Origin of the sequence: Flavobacterium sp. (assembly GCF_031409475.1) — a bacterium.
GTDB lineage: Bacteria > Bacteroidota > Bacteroidia > Flavobacteriales > Flavobacteriaceae > Flavobacterium.
This window is the reverse complement of sequence record NZ_JANNXH010000035.1, coordinates 1-22,788: the sequence shown is the minus strand read 5'-3', so window position 1 is coordinate 22,788 and position 22,788 is coordinate 1. Positions and strand designations below refer to the sequence as shown.

Here is a 22,788-nt window from a genome sequence, read left to right as displayed (position 1 = left end):
GTTTATTGTATTTATGTGTGCCATGTTAAACCGCAACATTATCCAAAATCACAAAACTACTTTTTGGGCTTTCACACAAAGAGCAACAATAGTCATCGGGTAAATCTTTGAATAAAATTCCTTTTTCAATACCTTGGTATACATCTCCATATTCAGAATTATAAATTGTGAGGCATTCTTGACATTGGTGCATTTCCTGTGGTGCTTTTTCTTTTTTTGCGGCTGTAGGATTAACTTCAAGTACGGAATTTCCTAATTTTTCAAAATATTTTTTACTCAATTCAATTAAAATAGTTGGTAATTCTAGTTTATCAACATCTTGAGTGTGAACGATATATTCTTTGGAGTTTGGGTCAAAATTTTTGGCGTATAAAATATTATAGGTCGCTCTAATCTTGATCGATTTTAATGCAGTTGGCGTTTCGTTTTGCTCAATAACAATCGATGTAAAATAATGACCATCGCGGTTATAATCTGATATTCCAAACGTAAGTCCATACGTGCTGATGTCATACTGGTCAAGAGTTCGAACCAGAAAAGTTTTGAGATTCAAAGCCCATTCTGACGCTACAGGCAAATGCCAGTTGAGTTCTAAAAGTGAATGACGCACATTGATTCCTTTGTTGCCCAAGAATTTCTCCCAATCTAGTTTTCGGTCTTTAGGAATTCCTTTTACGATGAAAGATTTCCATGGTGTGATGCATATTTTACCAATTTTGCAATCAAAACACAAGTCGCACATGGCTGCCAAAAACTCTAAATCATACAGGTTGTTCCTCCAATACAATCCGAGCCAATATTGATCAATCCCCAATTTATTCATTCCTTCATAATACGGAAAAGGGTAAAACGGAATGTGCAAAGGTTTGTCAATGGTTCTGTTATTGGTGTCTAAAGTTTCGCTGACCAATTGAAAAATCATCTCTGCAGAATCAGGTTCTTCATCCAATATTTTTTCGATGCCATAATAGACTTCGGCAATATTCCAACTGTAAATAAGTACAGGATACATTTCCATCTTATCCCAATTTGGTAATCGAATGTAGAGGAACCAATAATCCTCGTGATGCGAAGCTATAAAGTTAATATGCCCAGTAAACAAAGGCACTAACTGCTGTTTTGGATCGGTAATATTTACTTTTAATTTGGGTTGTTCCTTGAATTGTTCTAAAACATATAAAAATTTATTTCCCGTAAGCCAAGGTGTATTCCTAAAAATATCAGTCGAAACATAGGACGAAACAATGTTATTGCCGCTCTTTTCATTAGGAAAAACAAAATGATGTTTTCCCGTTTTTTCTTTATCAATAGTGGTAAATCCTTTGGGTAAAATAATGTCTTGTCGAGAACCAAAAGAGATAGCATTGAGTCCTTGTTCGAGTCCCATATTCACAATTTCTCGTAATTCTCCCGGTGAAATAACGCCTCCTTTTACTATTAGTCTAGATAATTCCATTTTTTATAGTGTTCAGTAATTAGTGATCAGTGTTCCGTTTTTGAGTAATCAGTTTCTCTAGTGTTCAGATTTAGTTCTTTTTAGTTCTATATGCTATCCATTGAATTTAATATCAATTTTATAGGGTCAATTAAGTTGATCACTAAAAAACGGAACACTGAATACTCCTTATTTAATTTTCGATAAAATTTCTTTCACTTCGGTTTTACAACTTCCGCAACCCAATCCAGCGCCCGTGGTTCGGCATAATTCGGTAAAATTAGTAACGCCACTTTTTATGCATTCCTCAATATTTCCGCTTCCTACTTGGCTGCACGCACAAACGAGTTTGCCCAAAACAGGTTTGGCATTTGAGCTTCCTCTTAACAAAGTATTACGCTTATCAGCAAGTTCTATTTTGCTTTCTATCAGGGTTTTGAATTCGGCAAATTCATTTTTATCACCCATTAGAATCGCGCCAATAAGCAAATCATTTTTTACAATACATTTTTTGTAATAGCGTTGCCCTAAATCCGCAAAAACAATTTCTTCGTAAGAATCATCGTTTTCTGGAATTTCGATTTCGCCAATACTACAAAGGTTAATGTCTTCCAATTTTAAAATATTCATCAAAACCGAACCTTTATAAAAACTGCTAATATCGCCAGCAATAAAGTTTGCCAAAACATCCGCTTGTTCCTCTGCGGCTGATGTGATTCCGAACAATTGATTGTTGAATTCCGCTATTTCTCCAATAGCAAAAATACTTGGATTTGAAGTTTGCAAATACTGGTTTACTTTGACTCCGCGACCGCAAGCAAGCCCAGATTCTTTGGCTAATTCTATGTTTGGAATCGTTCCAATGGTGTACACAATTGAATTAGCAGTGATAATTCGACCACTTTTGAGGGCGATTTCAATTTCGTTTGGATTATCGGTATCAAAAACAGTACTGACTTCATTATCAAAATAAATGGAGATGTTCCGAAGTTGAACTTCCTCTGCCAATAACTTACTCGAAATTCGATCTAATTGGCGCTCCATTAATCGGGAAGCTCTTTGAACAATCGTTATTTTTACTTTTTTATGTTTTAAAGCTGCGGCTAATTCTAGTCCCAATAATCCACCGCCAACAATGACCACATGTTGCTCTTCTGAAGGTAAATTTGTTGCGTTCAAATAATTTTTTAATCGGTCAGCATCTTCTTTTTTCCGAATAGTAAAACGTCCGGGTAAGTGCAGTTGAGCATCATCAGGAACAAAAGGTCTGCTTCCAGTGGCAATTATTAGTGAGTCAAAAGTGTGTTTTGCGCCTTCACTGTCCACAATTATTTTTTCGGATGTGTTTACATTTTCGATTGCAACACCCGATCTCATGGTGATGTTTAGCTTGCCTAATGCTTCATCTTTTATTTTCAAAAGTTGTTCCCACGAAAGTTCAGCGGTTACATATTCAGGTAATAATACGCGATTGTAAAAAGGGTTTTCTTCGTTCGAAAAAACAATTATTTCATCGGTAGTATTAATTTCTCTATAGTTTTGTATGAATCTAAAAGCTGCTGCGCCTGCACCAACTACTGCGATTTTTTCGAAAGGTTTTATATATTTTGCAATTGAAACTGTGGTGTATTTGAAATCGGGTTCTTTTGAAACTGGATCAACAATGGTATTGGTCAAATTATTAGTTCGATTCAAGTCGTTTTCTAATTGTTTTCCCCAATGCATGGGTAAGAAAACAACTCCTTCCCGAATCGTTTCAGAAACTTTTGCCTTCACCCGAACGGTTCCGTTTTTGCTGCTAACCACAACAATATCGCCATTATTTATAGTTGCTTTATAGGCATCAATTGGATTGATTTCTAATAGTGGACTTGGTGTATGCGTCATTAATCGAGATACTTTTCCGGTCTTAGTCATCGTGTGCCATTGATCTCGAATACGTCCTGTTGTGAGAATATAAGGAAATTGTGCATTGGGTTGCTCCGAAGTATTTTCGATAGCGGTTGGAATATTAAAAATCGCTTTTTGTGAAGGTGTATAAAATTTTTTGTCCGTAAATAAACGTGGTGTTCCGGGATGTCCATAATCTGGAACTGGCCATTGAAACGTACCTTCGTTTTTGAGACGCGCATAATTTAAAAATGAAATATCGATGTTTGTATTTTTGGTCAAAAGTGTGTGCTCTTTGTAAATTTCTTCGGCATTGTTGAAATTGAAGCCATTAAAATTCATCTTTTTAGCAAAACGCAATAAAATTTCTACATCAGATAGTGCTTCGCCTGGCGGATTGATGCCTTTTGGTAAATACGAAATTCGCCTTTCGGAATTGGTCATCGTTCCTTCTTTTTCTAACCAACCAGCAGCAGGCAATAATAAATCAGCAAATTTTGATGTATCTGCATTATGTGAAATGTCCTGAACCACAACAAATTTGGCATTTGCCAATGCTTTCTCCACACGACGAGAATCGGGTAAACTCACTAATGGGTTGGTACAAATAATCCAAATTGCTTTCATTTTTCCAGATTCTAATGCGTCAAACATTTCGGTGGCAGTTAATCCGGGTTTTTCGGAAATGTCGTCAACTCCCCAAAAATCAGCAACTTCTTTTCGGTGTACGGGATTGTTTAATTCTTTATGTGCTGCCAATAAGTTTGCCATTCCGCCTACTTCTCGTCCGCCCATGGCATTGGGTTGACCTGTTAATGAGAAAGGTCCAGAACCTGGTTTTCCGACTTGGCCTGTTAGCAACGAAAGGTTTAATAATGCGGTGTTTTTGTCCACTCCAATAGCGCTTTGGTTCAAGCCCATTGCCCAAAGGGAAATAAATCCTTTGGCTTTGCCAATAATATCGGCCGCTAATTTGATTTCATTAACCGAAATCCCGCAGAGTTTAGAAGCTTTTTCAAAAGAACTAGACCGAACTAAATCTTTATAGGATTGAAAATTTTCTGTGTATTTTTTTATAAAATCCGAGTCTTCATATCCTTTTTCTAAGATTCTTTTTGCCAATGCATGATACAGCACGATATCAGTGCCCGGTTTAATTTGCAAATGCAAATCGGCTGCTAAAGCGGAGTCTGTTTTTCGAGGATCGATTACAATGATTTTTGTTTTAGGATTTTTCTCCTTGTGTTGCTCAATTCTTCTAAAAAGAATAGGGTGACACCAAGCTGGATTTGCGCCGGTTATCAAGAAAGTATCGGCAAGTTCAATATCGTCGTAAGCAATAGGAACGGAATCTTCTCCAAATGTTTTTTTATAACCTACCACGGCTGAACTCATGCAAAGTCGAGAGTTGGTGTCAATATTGTTGGTTTTTAAAAATCCTTTTACGAGTTTATTGACTAAATAATATTCTTCGGTTAGACATTGTCCTGATATGTAGAAACCAACGCTGTCGGGACCATGTTTTTTTATTATGGACGAAAAAACCGCTGCTGCACGATCTAAAGCTGCATCCCAACTTACACGTTCTAGAGGATGTGATTTACTCCAGCGCATTTCTGGATACAAAATTCTGTCCGAAGTATCATTAACTACGTAGTGAAGGTTCATGCCTTTAGAACAAAGCATTCCTTTGTTTACAGGATGGTCTTTGTCACCGGCAACGGTAACGCCATTTTTTGGGTCATTGGTTACAATAATTCCACATCCAACTCCACAATAGGAACACGTAGTTTTGATTTCTGAATTTTGCATTATTTTATTTCTTAATTATTTACGAAACGGTGTAGGAATCATACGAAAGTGTAAAAATAAGTATTTTTACGTATTAATACGTATAAAATGAATATTTTTTTATAAGTTTGTTGAAATAAATAATGGAACTCAAATCGTTTGGGGATAATTCAAATTTATTATGAAAGAAGCGTTAGTAATATGTGATACTTGTTCCAATGAAAATTGTTTCATAAAAAAACACCTTCACTTGGCTCAAATGAAACAATACATAGATAAAAAGCACAGTTTTGTTTGTAAAAAATCACAGCAGTTTATAATCGAAGGCGCGCCAATACAGGGTTTGTATTTTGTCTACAAAGGAAAAGTTAAGACAGTCAAAACCGGTATTAACGGCAGAGAACAAATCGTGCGATTGACCAAAAACGGTGATACGATTGGGTTTCGAGGTTTTGGAACTAGCAAGCGCTATCTTATTGGTGCTTATGCTTTGGAAGATACTGTTTTATGTAATTTTAGTAATGAAATCATGCTTGATATTCTTCATAATGTACCCGAATTTACTTTTGATTTAATGCTGTTTTATGCAGACGAACTCAACAAAAGCGAGAATAATATTCGAAAAATTGCTCACATGAATGTTAGAGAACGGGTAATTGATACCTTATTATATATTCATAGGAAATTTGGACAGGCAAACGGAGTAATAGCGCTTGATTTGTCCAGAAAAGAAATTGCAGATTACGCAGGAACTACCGAAGAGCAAGTGATACGAGTGATTTCAAGTTTAAAGAAGGAATTGCTTGTTAAAACGGTTGGAAAAAAAATAGGCTTATTGCATATTGATAAACTGCAACTAGAAATTATGGAGCATAAATACATTTAGATTTATTTATATCCTATTTATTCAACCCATTTTAGATGGTTTTTTTTATGCCTATTTTTTAATTCTCTTGTGTTTAAATATTTAAAACTACGTATTTTGCTTTATTTACTAAATTATATAAAATATTGATTTTTAGTTATATATTCAAAATTATTGCGAAAAGACAGTATAAAAAAATGATTTAAGAGTGTTTTATTTGGTGTAAAAAAGGGTTTTTGAACTGTAAAAACCATTATAACTACGTATTTTTACGTATTTATATTTGCATTATACTAATTAAAACAAATCAGTTATGCAAAAGATTAAACCAACATTACGCAACTTTCAAGATGGAAGTAGTCTCAGAATTTCAACTATAAAATTTTCAAAATCAATTTTATTATGCTTTGTTTCTGCATTATTAAGTTATAATAGCGCAAAAGCTCAATTAACAGTTACTGGACAGTTCAGAGAAAGAACTGAAGCTAGAGGCGGTCAAGGAACTTTGTTAGGAAACAATCAAAAAGGAGCTTTATTTACTTCGCAAAGAACAAGATTAAACGTTGGATTTGCTGGGTATAGATATAAAGTCTATGCTTCATTACAAGATGTTCGTGTTTGGGGACAAGATGCTTCCACAATTAACAGAACCACAACAGATGCTAATGATGGATTATTACTTCACGAAGCTTGGGGCGAAATTATGTTGAATGATACTATTAGTTCAATACAAAATTTATCTCTAAAAATAGGTCGTCAAGAAATTTCTTATGATGATCAGAAAGTTCTTGGTAGTTTAGATTGGTTGCAACAAGCCCGAAGACACGATGCAATTGTATTGAAATTTGCAAACAAAGGTTGGACTGCTGATTTTGGAGCAGCTTTCAATCAAAGAACTGAACAAAGTTCAGGAACCGGTTTTGTGGGTTTACCTACTGGATATGCTGCTGGCACAAATGGTATTCAACATGCTTATAAATCATTTCAATATGCATACATCGGCAGAAAATTCTTTTTCGGAGACATGTCATTCTTATTCTTTAAAGATGATTTCAGCAAATTTACAGGAACTCCAGCTGTACCAACATTTACTCAAGGCGTAAACATTCGTACTACAACAGGCATCTATTATAATGTAAATCCTACTCGAAAATTAAACTTAAACGGTAGTTTCTATTATCAAGGAGGTCATGATAAAATAGGACAAACAATTAGCGCTAGATTGGGTTCACTTACCGCAACCTATCAATTAGGTAGAAAATTCTTTGTTGGTCCAGGAGTTGATTATTTATCAGGAACCGATGGAACTACAGTAGCAACTCAAAACAATCAATTTGACCCTTTATACGGAACACCACACAAATTCTGGGGAACAATGGATTTTTTCTATGTAGCTAGTCCTTTTGGAAAACAAGGATTATTAAACTACTTCGTTAAAGCAAAATATCTTGCTAGTGATAAGTTGACTTTATTATTAGACGTACATGGGTTTGAATCAGCAGCAAAACTTGCTGGAAATTTAACTCCTTATTTAGGTACAGAAGTAGATTTAACGGTGAAATACAACTTTACCAAAGTAATCAATATTGAAGGAGGTTATTCTATAATGAAAGCTACTAATACAATGGCTTCATCCGCAGTTAAAAATGTTACAACCCCAAAATTGACTGCACAGTGGGCTTACGTTATGTTAAAAATCTCTCCAAATTTCCTGAATACCAAAAAAATGTAATTTAAAAATTTAAAAAATAAAAAAATGAAAATAGCTTTAAAACAATACTCAAGGAATTTCAGAATAGTAATGTTAGCCTTACTCTTAACATTAGGTACAGCTTTAACTTCAATATATGCACAAGAACCCGTAAAATTAGGATTCATTCCCCTTACGGATTGTTCGCCACTAGTTATGGCAAAAGAATTAGGATTGTTCAAAAAATATGGTGTAGAAGTGATTTTGACCAAAGAAACTTCATGGGCAAATATTAGAGATAAAATTTTAACAGGCGAATTGGATGGCGCACATTGTTTGTATTCAATGCCGTTTTCGGTTTATACAGGAGTTGGCGGAAAAGAAGGTTCATTGATGAAAATTGCGATGATGCTTAATGTAAACGGTCAAGCCATAACGCTTTCTAATGATTTTTGTGGGAAAGTAGGATTCAAACAAATGAATAAAGTTACTCCAGTTGTTGCTGCGAAGCTAAAAGCCGAAAAAGAAGTCACTTTTGCCATGACTTTCCCAGGCGGAACGCATGATTTGTGGTTGCGTAACTGGATGTCATTAGCTGGATTAAACCAAAAAGCGGTAAAAATAATTACGATTCCTCCACCTCAAATGGTCGCCAACATGAAAGTGGGTAATATGGATGGCTATTGTGTAGGAGAACCTTGGGGTGGAGTTGCGGTAAAACAAGGAATTGGTTTTACTCAAATTGCAACCCAAGACATTTGGAAAGATCATCCCGAAAAAGCTTTGGTTGTAAATAACGCATTTAGCACTAAAAATAAAGCAGATTTAGTAAAAGTAATGAAAGCGGTAATGGAAGCTTGTAAATGGTTAGACGTTCCTGCTAATCGTAAAAAAGCTGCTGCAATTGTTGGAAAAGCACCTTATGTAAATGCACCAGCCGATATTATTGAAGGACGATTAATGGGAGATTACAACCTAGGTTGTAACCAAGGAGTAGAGGTATATGATAACGATTATATGTTATTTCACAAAGGCGGAATGGTAAATTATCCACGCAAGTCCCACGGAATTTGGGCAATGGCGCAATTTGTACGATTTGGTTATTTGAAAGAAGAACCCAACTATAAAGCAATTGCTGAAAAAATTGTTATGGATGATTTATACAAAGAAGTTGCTGCTAGTATGAAAGTAAAAGTACCTGCAGACGACATGAAACCTTTCGCCCTTACTATGGACAAAACAGTTTTTGATCCTAATAACCCAGCGGCTTATTTAAAAGTGGTTAAAAAGTAAATTTTAAGTAATTTTTTTAAACCATATAAGTCATATAAGTTCATCTTAGTTTTTGCTTTGTGAATTTTTGTGCCTTCTTTGTGAACTTTGTGGTTAAAATTAACTAATACTAAACTAGAATATCATGTCAAATAATACATTAACAATAAATGATTTAGAACAAAATACAGCCGTAGTTTCAGACTCGAATGTAACAAATTCTAAAAACAACGAAAAATTAAAAGAATTTCTAAATCTACTGCTTGAGAAATCAAAGTCTGTTTTTTTTGCAACGATTGGGCTTATTATTTTTGGAGGTTTTTGGGAACTTTTAAGTGCATATACCCAAAACGCGCTTCCTACACCAATTGCAACTTTAACCGTTTTGAAAGAAATGATTGTAGATCCTTTCTATGATTATGGACCTAACGATAAAGGAATCGGTTTGCAGTTGTTTAGTTCTATTAAAACCGTTTTAATGGGATTTCTATTTGGTTCAATAGTAGCAATTCCACTCGGAATAGTAATTGGTGCCAATAAAATATGCAAACTCGTATTTTATCCTATTGTACAATTATTAAAGCCAGTTTCGCCATTGGCTTGGTTCCCAATTGGGTTAGTGGTTTTTAAAGATACTGGTATGGCAACAGTTTTTATTGTGTTTATTACCTCATTGTGGTCTACGTTGATTAACACCTCTTTTGGAGTAGCATCGATTCCGCAAGATCATAAAAACGTGGCAAAAGCTTTTGGTTTTTCTAAAATGCGTTACCTCACCAAAATATTGATTCCTTATAGTTTGCCGCATATTATTACAGGTTTACGTTTGAGTATTAGCGTGGCTTGGTTGGTAATTGTAGCAGGCGAAATGCTGTCTGGCGGTGCAGGAATTGGATTTTTTGTTTGGGACAGTTGGAATGCTTTAAGCCTTGAAAAAGTAATTTCGGCCATTATTATTATAGGAGTCGTCGGATTATTATTAGATAGAATATTTACCTATATCGAAAGCAAAGTAGCCTATTAAAAGTTTAAAAGTTTAAAGGTTTATCAGATTATACGTTTATAAACTCTTAAACCATTAAACTTTTAAACAAAATTTAAAACCCTTAAACTTTAAAAACATGAGTTATTTAGAAATAAAAGATTTGGAAATTTCGTTTCCAACCCCAAAAGGGAAATATATTGCCGTTCGAGATATTAATTTATCTATCAAAAAAGGAGAAATTATCTCCATCATTGGACATTCCGGTTGCGGAAAATCAACCATAATGAATGCAATAGGAGGAATGCTTACCCCAACAGGCGGAACGGTTGAATTAGACAATCAAAAAATAAAAGGTCCAGGACCAGATCGTGGAATTGTGTTCCAAAATTATTCATTACTACCTTGGATGAGTGTAGAGCAAAACATTTTTCAGGCAGTAGATTCGGTTATGGATTGCTCCAAAAAAGAGAAGCATGTAATCGTAGATAAAAATCTCAAAATGGTAAATCTATACGAACACAAAGACAAATTGCCAGGACAACTCTCTGGCGGAATGAAACAGCGAGTTGCCATAGCCAGAGCATTTGCCATAAATCCCGGAGTATTGTTGCTCGACGAACCTTTTGGAGCACTCGATGCACTCACCAAAGGAACCATGCAATTAGAAGTTTTGAAATTATGGAACTTGAATAACAGAGACAAAACCATAGTCATGATTACTCATGATATTGAAGAAGCGTTGTTCTTGTCTGACCGAATTGTGGTATTAAACAATGGTCCAGCGGCAACCATTAGAGAAATTGTCGAAGTGCATTTGCCAAGACCTAGAAACAAAATAGAAATCGTAAAATTGCCCGAATATATTTCCCTAAGAGATAAATTATTGCACTTATTAACAGACAAATTCTCTATCGAAGATATGGGAATGGTGTATAAAAATTAATTATTTTTTAGTTGTTTTAAGAATCCCTGCGATGTGTGACATTGCGGGGTTTTTTATGCTAATAAGTTTGTATTAAAACTTCGGTTGGAATATTAAGACTAGTATGTAATTGCCGAATCATCTCTAATGATAATTTTCTTTTTCGGTTTAGAATTTCACTGGCACGGCTTTTAAATCCAATGATTTTTGCCAAATCATTTTGATTGTAACCCATTTGTTCCATTCTAAATTTTATCGCCTCAATTGGGTCGGGTAAATCTATTGGAAAATTTTCGTTTTCATATTGGTCAATTAACATTCCTAAAAGTTCTAATTCGTCGCCTTCTTCAGTTCCTTTTTTGGCATCGAAGATTATTTCAAGTCTAACTAAGGCTTGATTATAATCATTTTCGGTTTTTATAAGATTGATGTTCATAGACTATATTTTGTTTGCGTTAATTTTGTCGTATTCGGTGTGAGTTCCTATAAATCGAATCCAAACCATTTCATACTCATAGTTTATTTTCACTATTAATCGGTAATTATTTCCTTTGATATTAAAAACTATCCGATTTTCATTCAGAATACTTGCACTTGGATATTCGTTTTTTATTTCGCTTGGATTTTTCCATTGGGCTTTGCTACTTTCTCGAAACCAAGATTTCAATTGTTGTTCACAATCGGAATGATTTTCCCAAAAGTCTCTCAAAATCTTTTTTGCAACTATTCTCAAGCTCTTGTTTTTTACAAAGATAGTATTAATTTACCAATTTGGGAACAATTATTTTATACCTCCGCAAAGAGGGAGACTTTAGGAGATGATTCAATTCATTTTTTTTGTAAACCCTATTTTCTATACTCATTTTCATATATACTTTTCAGTAATCAAAAAAAAAGCTTTCGAAATTAATCAAAAGCTTTTAGTAAAAACTAATTTATAGAGTAGAAATTATTATTATCTATCTTGATTTATCCAATCACTAAATTTATTTTTTTTCCAAGTCCAAATTCAAATATTTTGTAAAGTGTTGAAAGTTGAATATCGCATTTTCCATTTTCAAGTCTTGATATATAACTTTTTTTAGTCCCAACTTTTGTTGCGAGTTGTTCCTGTGTCATTTTGGCTTCGCGACGTGCTTCCCTCAAAGTTTCACTAATAATGAAATATTGTGCTTTCTTCTCGAAATCATCTCTTTTTTCGTTGCCAATTGCACCATATTCTATATCTAATAACTCTTCAAAATTTTTAGCCTTTCTTATTTTTTCGTTCTTGTCCATTGTATTACTTTTTTGAGTTAAAATATTCATTTTTAAGTTTGATTGCTAATTCGATTTCATTTTTAGGCGTTTTTTGTGTCTTTTTTTGAAATGCATTAAAAAGTACAACTAAATTTCCTTTATCAAAGCAACAAAATATTCTGTAAATATTACTTTCATATTCAATTCTTATTTCAAAAAGTCCGTCAGTTCCTTCTATATGTTTTAAAAATTTTACTGGAATATTTTGAACACTATTAATTACTTTGAAAACATAAGCTATTTTTTCTCTTACTTTACTATTCTGCTCCAAGAAAAAATCTTGAAAATAGGATTCATAAAATATAATTTTTCTTTCTGATTTCATTTAGCAAAGTTAACTATAAAGTTATCAATATTCCAATTAAATTTCGATATTTATGCTTCAGTCATAATCCTTTAGACTATTTTTTGAAAACTGGTTTTTACAAGTAAATACTTAATTTATAATTATTTATAAATCACAAAAAAGCTTTTGAAATCAATCAAAAGCTTTTAATGCAATAAATTATAAATTATTATTTAGAAGATTCACGCTCCATTACTTTAGCTAAATCGGGTTGTTTTTCGTTCATGATTTTAGTTACAGTATGGTGCATCCATACCAAACAAATTGAAGAGAAAAGTAAAATAAACACCCACGAACTCGACCAAATTCCAGTTGTAGTCAATAGATAACTAAAGATTATTGGACCAAAAAAACCACCCAATCCGCCAATCATTCCTACCATTCCGCCTACAACACCTACTTCGGTTGGGAAATATTCTGGGATGTGTTTGTAAACCGCAGCTTTGCCAATTCCCCATGAAATTCCAATGAGAATTACCAAAATCAAATATACCCACATGTTTGCATCAAAATGGATGGCGGTAATTCCTTTGGCTAACAATTCCTTTTTCTTCACTTCTTGGTTTTGGGTAACCACCACTTCTTGCCACGAATTTCGGGTTGGGAAAATTGTATTCTCAATCCCTTTTTCAACCTTTGGATTCACAACAAAATTCTTTTCATCAATAGTAACATTGGTAGCGGAAACGGCTGTAATAGTTCCTTTTTTGGTTGCTAAAACGCCTGGTCCAGTAGTTGTAATATCCATTTTTGGAACCATCAAAAGCGCACTTAAAATCACTGACGAACCCAATACCCAATACATGACTTTTCGGGCACCAAATTTATCTGACAAATACCCGCCAAAAGCTCGAATCACACCAGATGGCAAACTGAACATAGTGGCAAAAATTCCGCCCATGACCAAGCTGGTTTGATATACATTCATAAAATTGGGCAACAACCATTGCGAATACGCTACAAAACATCCAAAAACTAGAAAATAATAGGCTCCAAATCGCCATACTCGAACACTTTTTAAAGACCCAAGCATTTGAGAAACGGTTTTGGTTTGGTTTTCTATTTTTTTATTTTTGGCAAAAATCAAAAAGATAACACCAATAATCACCAAAGCGATTCCGTAAATTACAGGTAATAATTTCCAGCCATTTTGTGTGTCATCTATAGAAAAATGATTCAATAATGATGGTGCCATAAAGGTAGTTATAGCTGCGCCAGCATTTCCCATTCCAAAAATACCTAAGGCTCGACCTTGCCATTCTTTTGGATACCAAATAGAAGTGTACCCAATACCAACCGCAAAACTCGTTCCTACCATTCCAAAGAAAAAGCTTAACACAGCAAACATAAAAAAGCTATTTGCTAATGGTAGTAAAAACAAAGGAATAGAGCAGAGTAGGAGTAAGAATGAAAATACGTATTTCCCACCAAATTTATCGGTTAGAATTCCTATTGGTAAACGCATAATGGAACCAGTAAGAATTGGAATTCCCAGAAGCCAACCTACTTGTACAACACTCCATTTGAAAATGCCATTATCGACTAGAAAAGTAACTAAAACACCATTGAGTGTCCAACAAGCAAAGCAAACCGTGAAGGCTAATGTGTTTAAAAATAAAATTCGGTGGGATTGTGATAAAGAGTTTGTGGTTTTCATACTACTTATATTTTAAACAAATATAAGTAGTATTACGTATTTAAAAAATAAAAATAAGTAATTATACTTATTTTTATTAAATTCTTAAAAAATCATCTTAAATTTTTAAAGTAAAGAAAATTCAGTGGCTTTATTAGAAAGTTCCATCAGATTTTTGACTTTTAGTTTTTTCATTAAATTAAAACGATGCACTTCGGCAGTTCGTTTGCTGATCTCTAATGCTTCGGCAATTTCTTTGTTGCCTTTTCCTGATAAGAGTAATTTGAGAATTTCTTTTTCCCTTTTGGTAATCAGGAGTTCGTCCTCAATGGATTGTTTGGATTCTAAAGTTAAAGTTGGATTGGTAAGTTGACCAATTAATATAGAAGAAATGTCACCGCTAAAATATTTACCGCCATTAGAAACCGTATGCAATGCTTTGAGGAATTCCTCTTTACTAGAACCTTTCAACAGGTAACCATCGGCTCCAGCTTTTATGGATTTTAAAACATATTCTTCGGATTCATGCATGGAAAGCATAACGATTTTGACCAAATTATTTTGGCTTCTTAGCTTTTCGACAACCTCAATTCCAGTTAGATTTGGCATTCTAATATCTAAAATAAGCATGTCTGGTTGAAGAGATGCTACAACAGTCAAGGCTTCTAAACCATCTGTAGCTTCTCCGACTACTACTATATTTGCTTCGTTTTCTAATAATGATTTTATACCATCTCTTACAAATACATGATCATCTGCAAGAACAACTCGAATAGTATCACTCATAACTTACTTAATTTTGAGATTGATTATTTACGTATATTTATACGTAAGAAGTTGCTAATATACGTATTTTTTGAATAGTACGTGAGCTATAATCAAATAGGAATATGTTGAGAAAAGAATTAAAATTTCATTGTTAATCCAATACCGTTTTCAGTAGATACCAGATAAAATTCAGGATTAAACAAACTAGTATTTTTGGAAATATTTGTATTGTATTCTTCAACAGCTTCTTTTAGTTGCTTATCACCTTTGAATTGCATAATTGTACCTACTACCATCATTGCAGCCCCAATTCCTCCAATTGCCCAATTAGGTTTTATAGTTGTATTACTGCTAAATGAAGATCCTAATGTATAACCAAAGGCAAATCCGCCAGGTATGCCAATTATAGCGCCAAAAGTTCTATTTGTTTGTGCGTAATTTATTTTGTTTACAATTTCTTGATTGTTTTTGGCTATTTCTTTTGCTTCATTTAAGCTTATCTTACTGCCGTTTAGAAATATAGCGGAACCACTAAAGGGGACTTTTTTAATACTCATTGTAGATTGAGCAATACTTATAGTACTTATAAACACAAAACTTAATAGAAATAATTTATTTTTCATAATATTTTTTTTACAAAAATAACAACTTAATTTGAAAGTGCTATTGAATTTGAAATTTCTTTATATCGGAATATTAAAAGTAATTCGAGTGCCTTCTTTTGGAATAGAATTTATAAAAACGCGACCGTTTATATACTGAATTCTTTCTTTCATAAACAACAATCCCATTCCGGATTCGCTGTTTCGTTTTTTCTCTGCTGTAGAAACGTCAAAACCTTTTCCGTTATCATCAATAGTGATGCTCAAAAGATTGTTGCTGTGCGAAAGCTGTACTATAATATGAGTAGAATCGGCATATTTTATAGCATTATTTATGGCTTCTTGAGTCAGTCTATAAATATTTATTTCTATCAAAGAATCAAGTCGCAGGTCAAAATTTGTTTTATTATAAAACTGAATATCCTTACCGGTTAGTTTGGCTAATTCTTGAGCAAGTTTTGCCAATGCCGAGTTGATACCATGATCACTCAACTCTGGTGGCATCAAGTTAAAGGTTGCCGTTCGAACGCCAATTATGATATCTAGTGATAATTTTTTCAAGTACTCAATTTTTTGAGCTGATTTCTCTTTGTCCTCTAGGTCGATACTTTCGAGACTAAACTTCAATCCTGTAAGCATTTGACCAATGCCATCATGAATTTCTCTGGCGATACGGTTTTGTTCATTTTCTTGGTTTTCGACAATCTTGCTTGAAATTACCTTTTGATGGTTTATTTTATTGGTACTATTTTCTTTATTCAGTCGTTCCACTTCTTGCTCGGCAATTTTGCGCTCGGTAATGTCAAAACAAATAATGAGTAATTCGGATTCTTCTTTTTTTATAGTAACAGGAACCATAGCTAAATCCAGCCAGATAGTGTCGCCGTTTCTATTGGTAATATTAAGTTCGCCTTGCCAACCACTGCGTTGTTTTTCAAGAATGATTCGGTCTATAATAACTTGCTCTTTTTCTACTGGAGTTAATACTTGCGAGAACCTTTTATCAGAAAGGAAGGGATTGTATTGTAGTAGTTTCGAAAATTTTTCTCCAATATGAATGATGGAACCATCAGGCGCAATGCGAGAATACAACAAGGTATTTTCCATGGCATAATTGAGCGATTTTAATTCTTTGACGGAGTTTTCTTTAATTTCACTAATTACTTCGGTGTCGTAGGCGAGTTTCAAAGCTTTTCGTTCTGAAGACATCAGTTTTGAAATTAATTTCTCGATTTTTTTATTTGTAGGTTTGAAAATAAATAAAAATTCTAAGAATAAAACCAATAGGGTAAACCCAAAAATAAAATATTCAGTGGTGCGCTGTTGTGTAACTTTGTCCAGAGCTTCTTTGTCGTACTGGCTTACAATTTGGTTCATTTTCGAAAGAAAATTACCTTCGTTTGCCAAAATAGTTTGTATTAATTCTTGATTTTCTTTTTGATTTTTGTTGTGTTTATTATTTTCCAAAAAAGGAGTTGTGGCATTGATGATACTGTCAAAGTTAGGCTTTATGGCTAAAAATAATTTGGAGAGAGTAACACTCTTTTCTTTTGGAAAACCCAGACTATCATTCCCGTTTTGTAGTGCATAATGATTGAATTTCCAGAGTGAAATGATCTCGTTGATGCGCTGGATTCCTTGCTTTTTTTGGGTAGTATCGGTGATGAAATTTAGAATCAAAACCTCTTTGGTCAGTTTTTGACTCAACATGCGTTGCTTTCCAGAAATGTTTATGATTCGAGAATCACTCAACTGGTTTTTGAGGTTGTATTGTATCAAGAGTTGGCTCAAAAAAACGGTTATTGCAATAGTCAACAAGGCAAAAATATACAGTTGGCGTAAATTTTTGAAAGTGATTTTATCGATAGTTTCTTTGGTACTGTTTTTCATAACGAAATCAAATTACAAACCAATAGCTTCTTTTATCAATTGAAGATTTGCTGCGCTAAACTTTATTTTTAGGGCTTCTTGTTGCCCGTTTTCGGACATTTTATTCCATGATTTTAGAATAATATTTTTGAGTTTTTCGGTATCGTGTTTCAATACAAAAGGTTCCAGATAAAATTCCAAAAACACCAAGCAAATAACATCTTCTAGGAGTTGTGTTTCTTGGTCTTTTTTGAGTAATTTTTTTTCGATAAGAAATGAAACTCTGGCAATAAAAGTGGCGTCGTAACCCGCTTTTTCTAAAATTACCGCAGTAGTTTTGGCATGAAATTTTTTCAAATCTTCGCGCCATTTTAAATACCCTACACGATCCATAGGATAGGATTCTCGGGCAATTTTCCAACGGCAAATGTGTTGCGCTTTCGAAGCAATTTGAACGGCTTCGGATGCATTTGGATAAAAATCCATTAGCGTGGCATACATTCTATTGGAATATAATAACTCTTTGGGGAAGGATTTTGATTGGTCAATTTCTATATTTGGATCTTGTGCATTTTCGGCATCAATCCAAGCACTTGCGTTCTGAAAAGGTGTTGTTGTCATTTGAAAAAGTATATTTTCAAAGATACATAATTATTCTAAAAACCCTACGAACACATCTTGGTCAACAATTTTCACAGGATACGTTGCAATGGAATAGTCTTCGCCATTTAAATTGGAACCGTCAATTAGCGAGAATGTTTTTTTATGCATTGGACAAGCAATTTTTGGAATATCGTCCATAGAACCAATCATGCCACGAGACAAAACCATTTCCATTTTATGTGGACACAAGTTTTGGCAAGCGAACCATTGGTTTCTGCGGTCAAATTTTATAATGGCAATTTGTTTGTTTTTATATTTGATACAACCGCCACCATTACTAGGAAAATCTTCTATTGTTCCTGCATTGTACCAGACTTTTACATCAGTAAGGTTTACGGTTTCGTATTGATTTAGTATTTCTTCCATTTGAATTAAAAATTTAGAATTAAAAATTAAAAATCATTATTGCATGATTAAAAAATCTTTGTGGTGCTTTGTGCTCCTTTGTGAAGCTTTGTGTAAAAATCACTACAGTTATTTTACATTGTTTCCCAAAGAAAAACAAGAAAATTGTAACGAAAACCAGAAAAAATTCATTAAAAAAGGTTCTCGATACATTTTTTGTTCTGTTTTACTTCACAAAAGACACTCGAACTGACGCTTTTAATAATTACACCCAACGGGTTAAAATTTAATTTACTCCGTAAACAACTTTGTTTTATTAATCAAAATATTTAAAATTAAATAAGAGCCATCTAAAGATTTTTAATTTTTAATTCTAAATTTTTAATTAAAGTCTACCACGATTTTGGCATTTTTTGATCTCGTAAGGCCACAAACTCAATGTTGTCATCGGTTTCATCTGAATTGGTAAAATGACTAAAACGTTTCATCATTTCGGGATCTTCTATGGCTTGTTTCCATTCGCATTCAAAAGTAGCAACAAGACCTTGCATCTCCATTTCTAATGCATCAACAATTCCTAAACTATCTTCGATAACGACTTCTTTTAGGTAATCCATTCCGCCTTCTAGTTTTTCTAACCAAGTCGAAGTCCGTACTAATGGTCCAGCAGTTCTAATATAATACATCAAGAAACGGTCTAAATACTTGATGCAAGTAGCTCTGTCTATTTGTTCAGCAAGCAAAATGGCGTGCTTAGGGTTTGCGCCACCATTGCCACAGATGTAAAGATTCCAACCGCCTTCGACAGCAATTAATCCAAAATCTTTTCCTCTAGCTTCGGCACATTCTCGAATACAGGCCGAAACACCACCTTTTATTTTATGAGGTGAACGCAATCCTTTGTATCTATTTTCTAATTCAATTGCAAAACCTGCACTTTCGTCCATTCCGTAGCGACACCAAGCATTTCCAACGCAACTTTTTACGGTTCGCAGTGATTTTCCGTAAGCATGACCACTTTCGAAACCATTATCGATTAGGATTTTCCAAATCGCTGGCAAATCATTTAGGTGTGCACCAAATAAATCGATGCGTTGTCCACCAGTAATTTTAGTATAAAGATTGTATTGTTTGGCCACTTCGCCAATAACGATTAATTTCTCGGCAGTGATTTCTCCACCAGCAATTCTTGGAACGACAGAGTAGGTTCCGTTACGTTGAATATTAGCTAAAAATCTATCATTAGAATCCTGTGCAGTAACGTGTTTATTGGCAGTATCGTTATAAATACTTGAAAATATTGAAGATAAAACAGGTTTACAAACTTCGCAACCATCGCCTTTTCCCACAATTCCTAATACTTCATTGTGGTTGGTGAATTTGTTGATTTTTACAATATCGTATAATTCTTGTCGGTTGTATGCAAAGTGTTCGCAAATCACATCTTTAACTTCTTTGCCTAATGATTTTTGAGTTGCTTTTACAATATCAACCACCATTGGTTTGCAACCACCACAACCTGTTGTAGCTTTGGTATGTTTTACTACGTCGCCAAAAGTAGCGCAAGTTTCATCGATTATGGAACAACAAATAGCGCCTTTGGTAACATTCTCACAAGAACAAATCACCGCTGAATCTGGTAAATCATTTGCTCCAAGTGTAGTAGATTCGCCACCACGAGATCCCAAAATTAAATCTTCGGGGTTTTTGGGTAAAGGTAAAGCGTTGCTGTAAATTTGGAATAACGAATTATAATCGCTAGAATCTCCTACCAGGATTCCGCCTAGAAGTGTTTTTCCGTCTTTGGTAACATTAATTCTTTTGTAAATTCCGTTGAATTTATTTTCATAAACAATCGCAGTAACCGAATTATTTTCGATAAATGGATCGCCAAAACTCGCTACTTCAACACCAATTAATTTCAGTTGGGTTGACATGTCGATGGTTTCTCTCATGGTTTTGCTACCATTCAAGATTTGCTCTGCAGCTACATCTGCCATTTCATATCCTGGCGCAACAAGTCCGTAAATCATACTATTGTATAAAGCAACTTCACCTATAGCATAAATATGTGGATCGGATGTTTGCATTTGGTTGTTTACTACAATTCCGCCACGTTCGCCAACTTCAAGTCCAGAAACGCGTCCTAGTTCGTCTCGTGGTTTTATGCCGGCAGATATAACCAACATATCTACTTTTAGCAATTCGTCATCTGCGAACATCATCCCTTTTATACTATTTTCTCCATCAATATATTGTGTTGCTTTATTGAGGTGAATGCCAATATTGAGTTCTTCAATCTTGGACTGTAAGATATCACTCGCGCCTTTGTCTAATTGTCTTGGCATAAGTCGTGGCGCAAATTCAACCACATGAGGATTTAAGCCTAAATCATAAACTGCTTTTGCGGCTTCTAAACCTAGTAATCCGCCACCAAGTACGGCAGCTTCGGTAGCACCAGTTTTTTTTATTTTTTTGGCATACGCCATAATTGCATCAAGATCTTCGATGGTTCGGTAAACGAATACGCCTTCTTTTTCGACTCCTTTTATTGGTGGTACAAATGCTGAAGAACCCGTTGCTAAAACTAAGTAGTCATAGTCGTAGGTTTTATCGATATGAGTTGTGATTGTTTTGCTTGTAGTATTGATTTTTAAAACTAATTCAGAAGTATTTAATATAATATTATTATCTTCATACCATGATAAAGTTGACATGGATAAGTCATCGGCGCTTTTGCCAGCAAAGTATTCGCTTAAATGTACTCGGTCGTAAGCACGTCTTGGCTCTTCACCAAATACCGTAATTTGATAGTGCTCTTGCCCAGATTTTGATATAAATTTTTCGCAAAATTTATAACCTACCATACCATTACCAACAACTATTACTTTAATCATAACCTTTTAATTAAGTATTATTACGCAAATATACGTATTAATACTTAATTTTAATACTTAATTTTAATTATTTTACTTATTTAATTGAAATGAAGATTGAATAAATGAAATTTAAAAGAAGTTCTGATTACTGTTTTTTAATTGCTTTTAAAATTAAGAATTTTAAAAACTGTCACTTTTTCATAAAAAAAGCTTTAGATTTCTCTAAAGCATTTCTAGTAGCGGAAACAGTCCCGGGGCATCGGGAGAACCTGTGGTTATTTTTCATAAAAAAAGCTTTAGATTTCTCTAAAGCTTTTCTAGTAGCGGGAACAGTCCCGAGGCATCGGGAGAACCGGTGGTTATTTTTCATAAAAAAAAAGCTTTAGATTTCTCTAAAGCTTTTCTAGTAGCGGGAACAGTCCCGAGGCATCGGGAGAACCTGTGGTTATTTTTCATAAAAAAAAGCTTTAGATTTCTCTAAAGCTTTTCTAGTAGCGGGAACAGTCCCGAGGCATCGGGAGAACCTGTGGTTATTTTTCATAAAAAAAGCTTTAGATTTCTCTAAAGCTTTTCTAGTAGCGGGAACAGGACAAAATCCCTTTTTCACATTTCTTTAAACCTCTGAAAACCAAATCAATTAACTTTATGTAAAAAGCAATTTTAGTTATATTTTGACAGGAATTTGACAGCGGTCAAACTCACTATATCTCTTTATTTATAATACTTTACAACTCCAACGCAATAGCGAAGCGGTTGCATAAAAATCCGTTTTTGCAAAAAACGACCTTATTTTTTCTTTACCTCAAATAGTTTTATGAAGCTTCTTTTTGATTTTCTCCCTTACACCCTCTTTAAATATGTATTATTTTAGGAAACTTAGGAAACCTAGTTGGAAAGTATTGGTTTTATTGATGTTTAGCCGTTTCCTAATAGTTTCCTAACTTATTATTGTTTCCTAATATTAGGAAACTTTATAAATAATTAAATAAAAAAAGGGGTTTTGTGTTTTTTGAAAACCAAAAAAACCCTTTTTTCACTCTTTATATTTATTACAAAATGATTCATATAATTGTTTTCTCTTAAAAAAACCGTTTTTAGCTATTTCGGTGTAATAAATATTTTTTTCTATTTTATCAAACATTTTATGAATATTCAAAATATCTTCAAGAATGTTTTTTTTAAATGTACTTTTATAATAATAATCTAATTTTTTTCTAAAATAAGTTTTATCAGATGTGTTTAAATTAGAAAAAAAAATTAGGTTTTTTAATTCACAATCTGTAAAAACTTCATTAAAATGCCAATAACTGTATGATTTAGTTTCGTTAAATATTGTTAGATTAAAGTTTTCTCTACCTATATCTAAATAAATATTTTTGTTTTTGAAAGATCTTTCAACTTTATTGTATTGATGTTTTAAAACAAAACCATTGTTTAATAAAATTTGTATTTGATTTTCTAAAATATCCATACGAATTATACTTATAAGTTATTTTTTTACCCAAACCACTCTCAACTCGCTTTACTTTTA

The 22,788-nt window shown here is 33.7% G+C and carries 19 protein-coding genes; 5 read left to right on the top strand and 14 right to left on the bottom strand.

Annotated features, from left to right (window positions below; genetic code table 11):
* Positions 1-25: 25 nt before the first annotated feature.
* Together RMO53_RS06695 and RMO53_RS06690 are read right to left on the bottom strand one after the other, a co-directional pair.
* Positions 26-1,456 carry a rubredoxin gene (locus tag RMO53_RS06695; protein ID WP_310379187.1) on the bottom strand — a complete coding sequence of 477 codons (1,431 nt, stop codon included), beginning with the start codon at positions 1,454-1,456 and terminating at the stop codon, positions 26-28.
* Positions 1,457-1,624: 168 nt separating this feature from the next.
* Complete coding sequence (locus RMO53_RS06690) at positions 1,625-5,137, bottom strand: molybdopterin-dependent oxidoreductase (protein WP_310379185.1); 3,513 nt, start codon at positions 5,135-5,137, stop codon at positions 1,625-1,627.
* 160 nt (positions 5,138-5,297) lie between these two features.
* Between RMO53_RS06690 and RMO53_RS06685 the strand changes: the two genes are divergently transcribed.
* From RMO53_RS06685 to RMO53_RS06665, 5 genes are all read left to right on the top strand, one after another.
* On the top strand, positions 5,298-6,002 hold the full coding sequence (locus tag RMO53_RS06685) for a Crp/Fnr family transcriptional regulator (RefSeq protein ID WP_310379183.1): 705 nt from the start codon (positions 5,298-5,300) through the stop codon (positions 6,000-6,002).
* A 292-nt stretch (positions 6,003-6,294) separates the two neighbouring features.
* On the top strand, positions 6,295-7,713 hold the full coding sequence (locus tag RMO53_RS06680) for an alginate export family protein (RefSeq protein ID WP_310379181.1): 1,419 nt from the start codon (positions 6,295-6,297) through the stop codon (positions 7,711-7,713).
* 24 nt (positions 7,714-7,737) lie between these two features.
* Positions 7,738-8,964 (top strand): CmpA/NrtA family ABC transporter substrate-binding protein, encoded by a 1,227-nt coding sequence (locus tag RMO53_RS06675; protein ID WP_310379179.1) that lies wholly within the window; start codon positions 7,738-7,740, stop codon positions 8,962-8,964.
* 124 nt (positions 8,965-9,088) lie between these two features.
* Entirely contained in the window at positions 9,089-9,967 is an 879-nt protein-coding gene (gene ntrB, locus RMO53_RS06670) for a nitrate ABC transporter permease (protein ID WP_310379177.1), read from the top strand.
* A 97-nt stretch (positions 9,968-10,064) separates the two neighbouring features.
* Entirely contained in the window at positions 10,065-10,871 is an 807-nt protein-coding gene (locus RMO53_RS06665) for an ABC transporter ATP-binding protein (RefSeq protein ID WP_310379175.1), read from the top strand.
* Positions 10,872-10,929: 58 nt separating this feature from the next.
* Here RMO53_RS06665 and RMO53_RS06660 read toward each other — a convergent pair whose 3' ends face one another.
* The 12 genes from RMO53_RS06660 to RMO53_RS06605 form a co-directional block, all read right to left on the bottom strand.
* Entirely contained in the window at positions 10,930-11,286 is a 357-nt protein-coding gene (locus tag RMO53_RS06660; protein WP_310379173.1) for a helix-turn-helix domain-containing protein, read from the bottom strand.
* A gap of 3 nt (positions 11,287-11,289) precedes the next feature.
* On the bottom strand, positions 11,290-11,583 hold the full coding sequence (locus tag RMO53_RS06655; protein ID WP_310379171.1) for a type II toxin-antitoxin system HigB family toxin: 294 nt from the start codon (positions 11,581-11,583) through the stop codon (positions 11,290-11,292).
* Positions 11,584-11,819: 236 nt separating this feature from the next.
* A complete protein-coding gene (locus tag RMO53_RS06650) occupies positions 11,820-12,128 on the bottom strand; it encodes a helix-turn-helix transcriptional regulator (protein ID WP_310379169.1) in 309 nt (102 codons plus the stop codon).
* Positions 12,129-12,132: 4 nt separating this feature from the next.
* Positions 12,133-12,474: a type II toxin-antitoxin system RelE/ParE family toxin gene (locus tag RMO53_RS06645; RefSeq protein ID WP_310379168.1), complete on the bottom strand. Its 342-nt coding sequence runs from the start codon at positions 12,472-12,474 to the stop codon at positions 12,133-12,135.
* A gap of 190 nt (positions 12,475-12,664) precedes the next feature.
* Positions 12,665-14,152 (bottom strand): MFS transporter, encoded by a 1,488-nt coding sequence (locus tag RMO53_RS06640; RefSeq protein ID WP_310379166.1) that lies wholly within the window; start codon positions 14,150-14,152, stop codon positions 12,665-12,667.
* A 105-nt stretch (positions 14,153-14,257) separates the two neighbouring features.
* Positions 14,258-14,917 (bottom strand): response regulator transcription factor, encoded by a 660-nt coding sequence (locus RMO53_RS06635; RefSeq protein ID WP_310379165.1) that lies wholly within the window; start codon positions 14,915-14,917, stop codon positions 14,258-14,260.
* Positions 14,918-15,036: 119 nt separating this feature from the next.
* Positions 15,037-15,522, bottom strand: coding sequence for a hypothetical protein (locus tag RMO53_RS06630; RefSeq protein WP_310379164.1), 486 nt, complete (start codon positions 15,520-15,522; stop codon positions 15,037-15,039).
* 60 nt (positions 15,523-15,582) lie between these two features.
* Positions 15,583-17,391 carry an ATP-binding protein gene (locus tag RMO53_RS06625; protein WP_310379163.1) on the bottom strand — a complete coding sequence of 603 codons (1,809 nt, stop codon included), beginning with the start codon at positions 17,389-17,391 and terminating at the stop codon, positions 15,583-15,585.
* 12 nt (positions 17,392-17,403) lie between these two features.
* Entirely contained in the window at positions 17,404-17,991 is a 588-nt protein-coding gene (locus tag RMO53_RS06620) for a DUF4202 domain-containing protein (RefSeq protein ID WP_310379162.1), read from the bottom strand.
* Positions 17,992-18,021: 30 nt separating this feature from the next.
* Positions 18,022-18,399 (bottom strand): nitrite reductase small subunit NirD, encoded by a 378-nt coding sequence (gene nirD, locus RMO53_RS06615; RefSeq protein ID WP_310379161.1) that lies wholly within the window; start codon positions 18,397-18,399, stop codon positions 18,022-18,024.
* Positions 18,400-18,770: 371 nt separating this feature from the next.
* Positions 18,771-21,275, bottom strand: a complete 2,505-nt coding sequence (gene nirB, locus RMO53_RS06610) for a nitrite reductase large subunit NirB (protein WP_310379160.1) — start codon at positions 21,273-21,275, stop codon at positions 18,771-18,773.
* 1,015 nt (positions 21,276-22,290) lie between these two features.
* A complete protein-coding gene (locus tag RMO53_RS06605) occupies positions 22,291-22,728 on the bottom strand; it encodes a hypothetical protein (RefSeq protein ID WP_310379159.1) in 438 nt (145 codons plus the stop codon).
* Positions 22,729-22,788 lie beyond the last annotated feature (60 nt).

Excerpts from the sequence above, each read along its gene's own strand:
- RMO53_RS06685 (WP_310379183.1), top strand. The coding sequence starts at position 5,298 with ATGAAAGAAGCGTTAGTAATATGTGATACTTGTTCCAATGAAAATTGT.
- RMO53_RS06640 (WP_310379166.1), bottom strand. The coding sequence starts at position 14,152 with ATGAAAACCACAAACTCTTTATCACAATCCCACCGAATTTTATTTTTA.
- nirD (WP_310379161.1), bottom strand. The coding sequence starts at position 18,399 with ATGGAAGAAATACTAAATCAATACGAAACCGTAAACCTTACTGATGTA.
- RMO53_RS06695 (WP_310379187.1), bottom strand. The coding sequence starts at position 1,456 with ATGGAATTATCTAGACTAATAGTAAAAGGAGGCGTTATTTCACCGGGA.
- RMO53_RS06680 (WP_310379181.1), top strand. The coding sequence starts at position 6,295 with ATGCAAAAGATTAAACCAACATTACGCAACTTTCAAGATGGAAGTAGT.
- nirB (WP_310379160.1), bottom strand. The coding sequence starts at position 21,275 with ATGATTAAAGTAATAGTTGTTGGTAATGGTATGGTAGGTTATAAATTT.
- RMO53_RS06675 (WP_310379179.1), top strand. The coding sequence starts at position 7,738 with ATGAAAATAGCTTTAAAACAATACTCAAGGAATTTCAGAATAGTAATG.
- RMO53_RS06645 (WP_310379168.1), bottom strand. The coding sequence starts at position 12,474 with ATGAAATCAGAAAGAAAAATTATATTTTATGAATCCTATTTTCAAGAT.
- RMO53_RS06665 (WP_310379175.1), top strand. The coding sequence starts at position 10,065 with ATGAGTTATTTAGAAATAAAAGATTTGGAAATTTCGTTTCCAACCCCA.
- RMO53_RS06620 (WP_310379162.1), bottom strand. The coding sequence starts at position 17,991 with ATGACAACAACACCTTTTCAGAACGCAAGTGCTTGGATTGATGCCGAA.
- RMO53_RS06630 (WP_310379164.1), bottom strand. The coding sequence starts at position 15,522 with ATGAAAAATAAATTATTTCTATTAAGTTTTGTGTTTATAAGTACTATA.
- RMO53_RS06605 (WP_310379159.1), bottom strand. The coding sequence starts at position 22,728 with ATGGATATTTTAGAAAATCAAATACAAATTTTATTAAACAATGGTTTT.
- ntrB (WP_310379177.1), top strand. The coding sequence starts at position 9,089 with ATGTCAAATAATACATTAACAATAAATGATTTAGAACAAAATACAGCC.
- RMO53_RS06690 (WP_310379185.1), bottom strand. The coding sequence starts at position 5,137 with ATGCAAAATTCAGAAATCAAAACTACGTGTTCCTATTGTGGAGTTGGA.
- RMO53_RS06660 (WP_310379173.1), bottom strand. The coding sequence starts at position 11,286 with ATGAACATCAATCTTATAAAAACCGAAAATGATTATAATCAAGCCTTA.
- RMO53_RS06625 (WP_310379163.1), bottom strand. The coding sequence starts at position 17,391 with ATGAAAAACAGTACCAAAGAAACTATCGATAAAATCACTTTCAAAAAT.
- RMO53_RS06650 (WP_310379169.1), bottom strand. The coding sequence starts at position 12,128 with ATGGACAAGAACGAAAAAATAAGAAAGGCTAAAAATTTTGAAGAGTTA.
- RMO53_RS06635 (WP_310379165.1), bottom strand. The coding sequence starts at position 14,917 with ATGAGTGATACTATTCGAGTTGTTCTTGCAGATGATCATGTATTTGTA.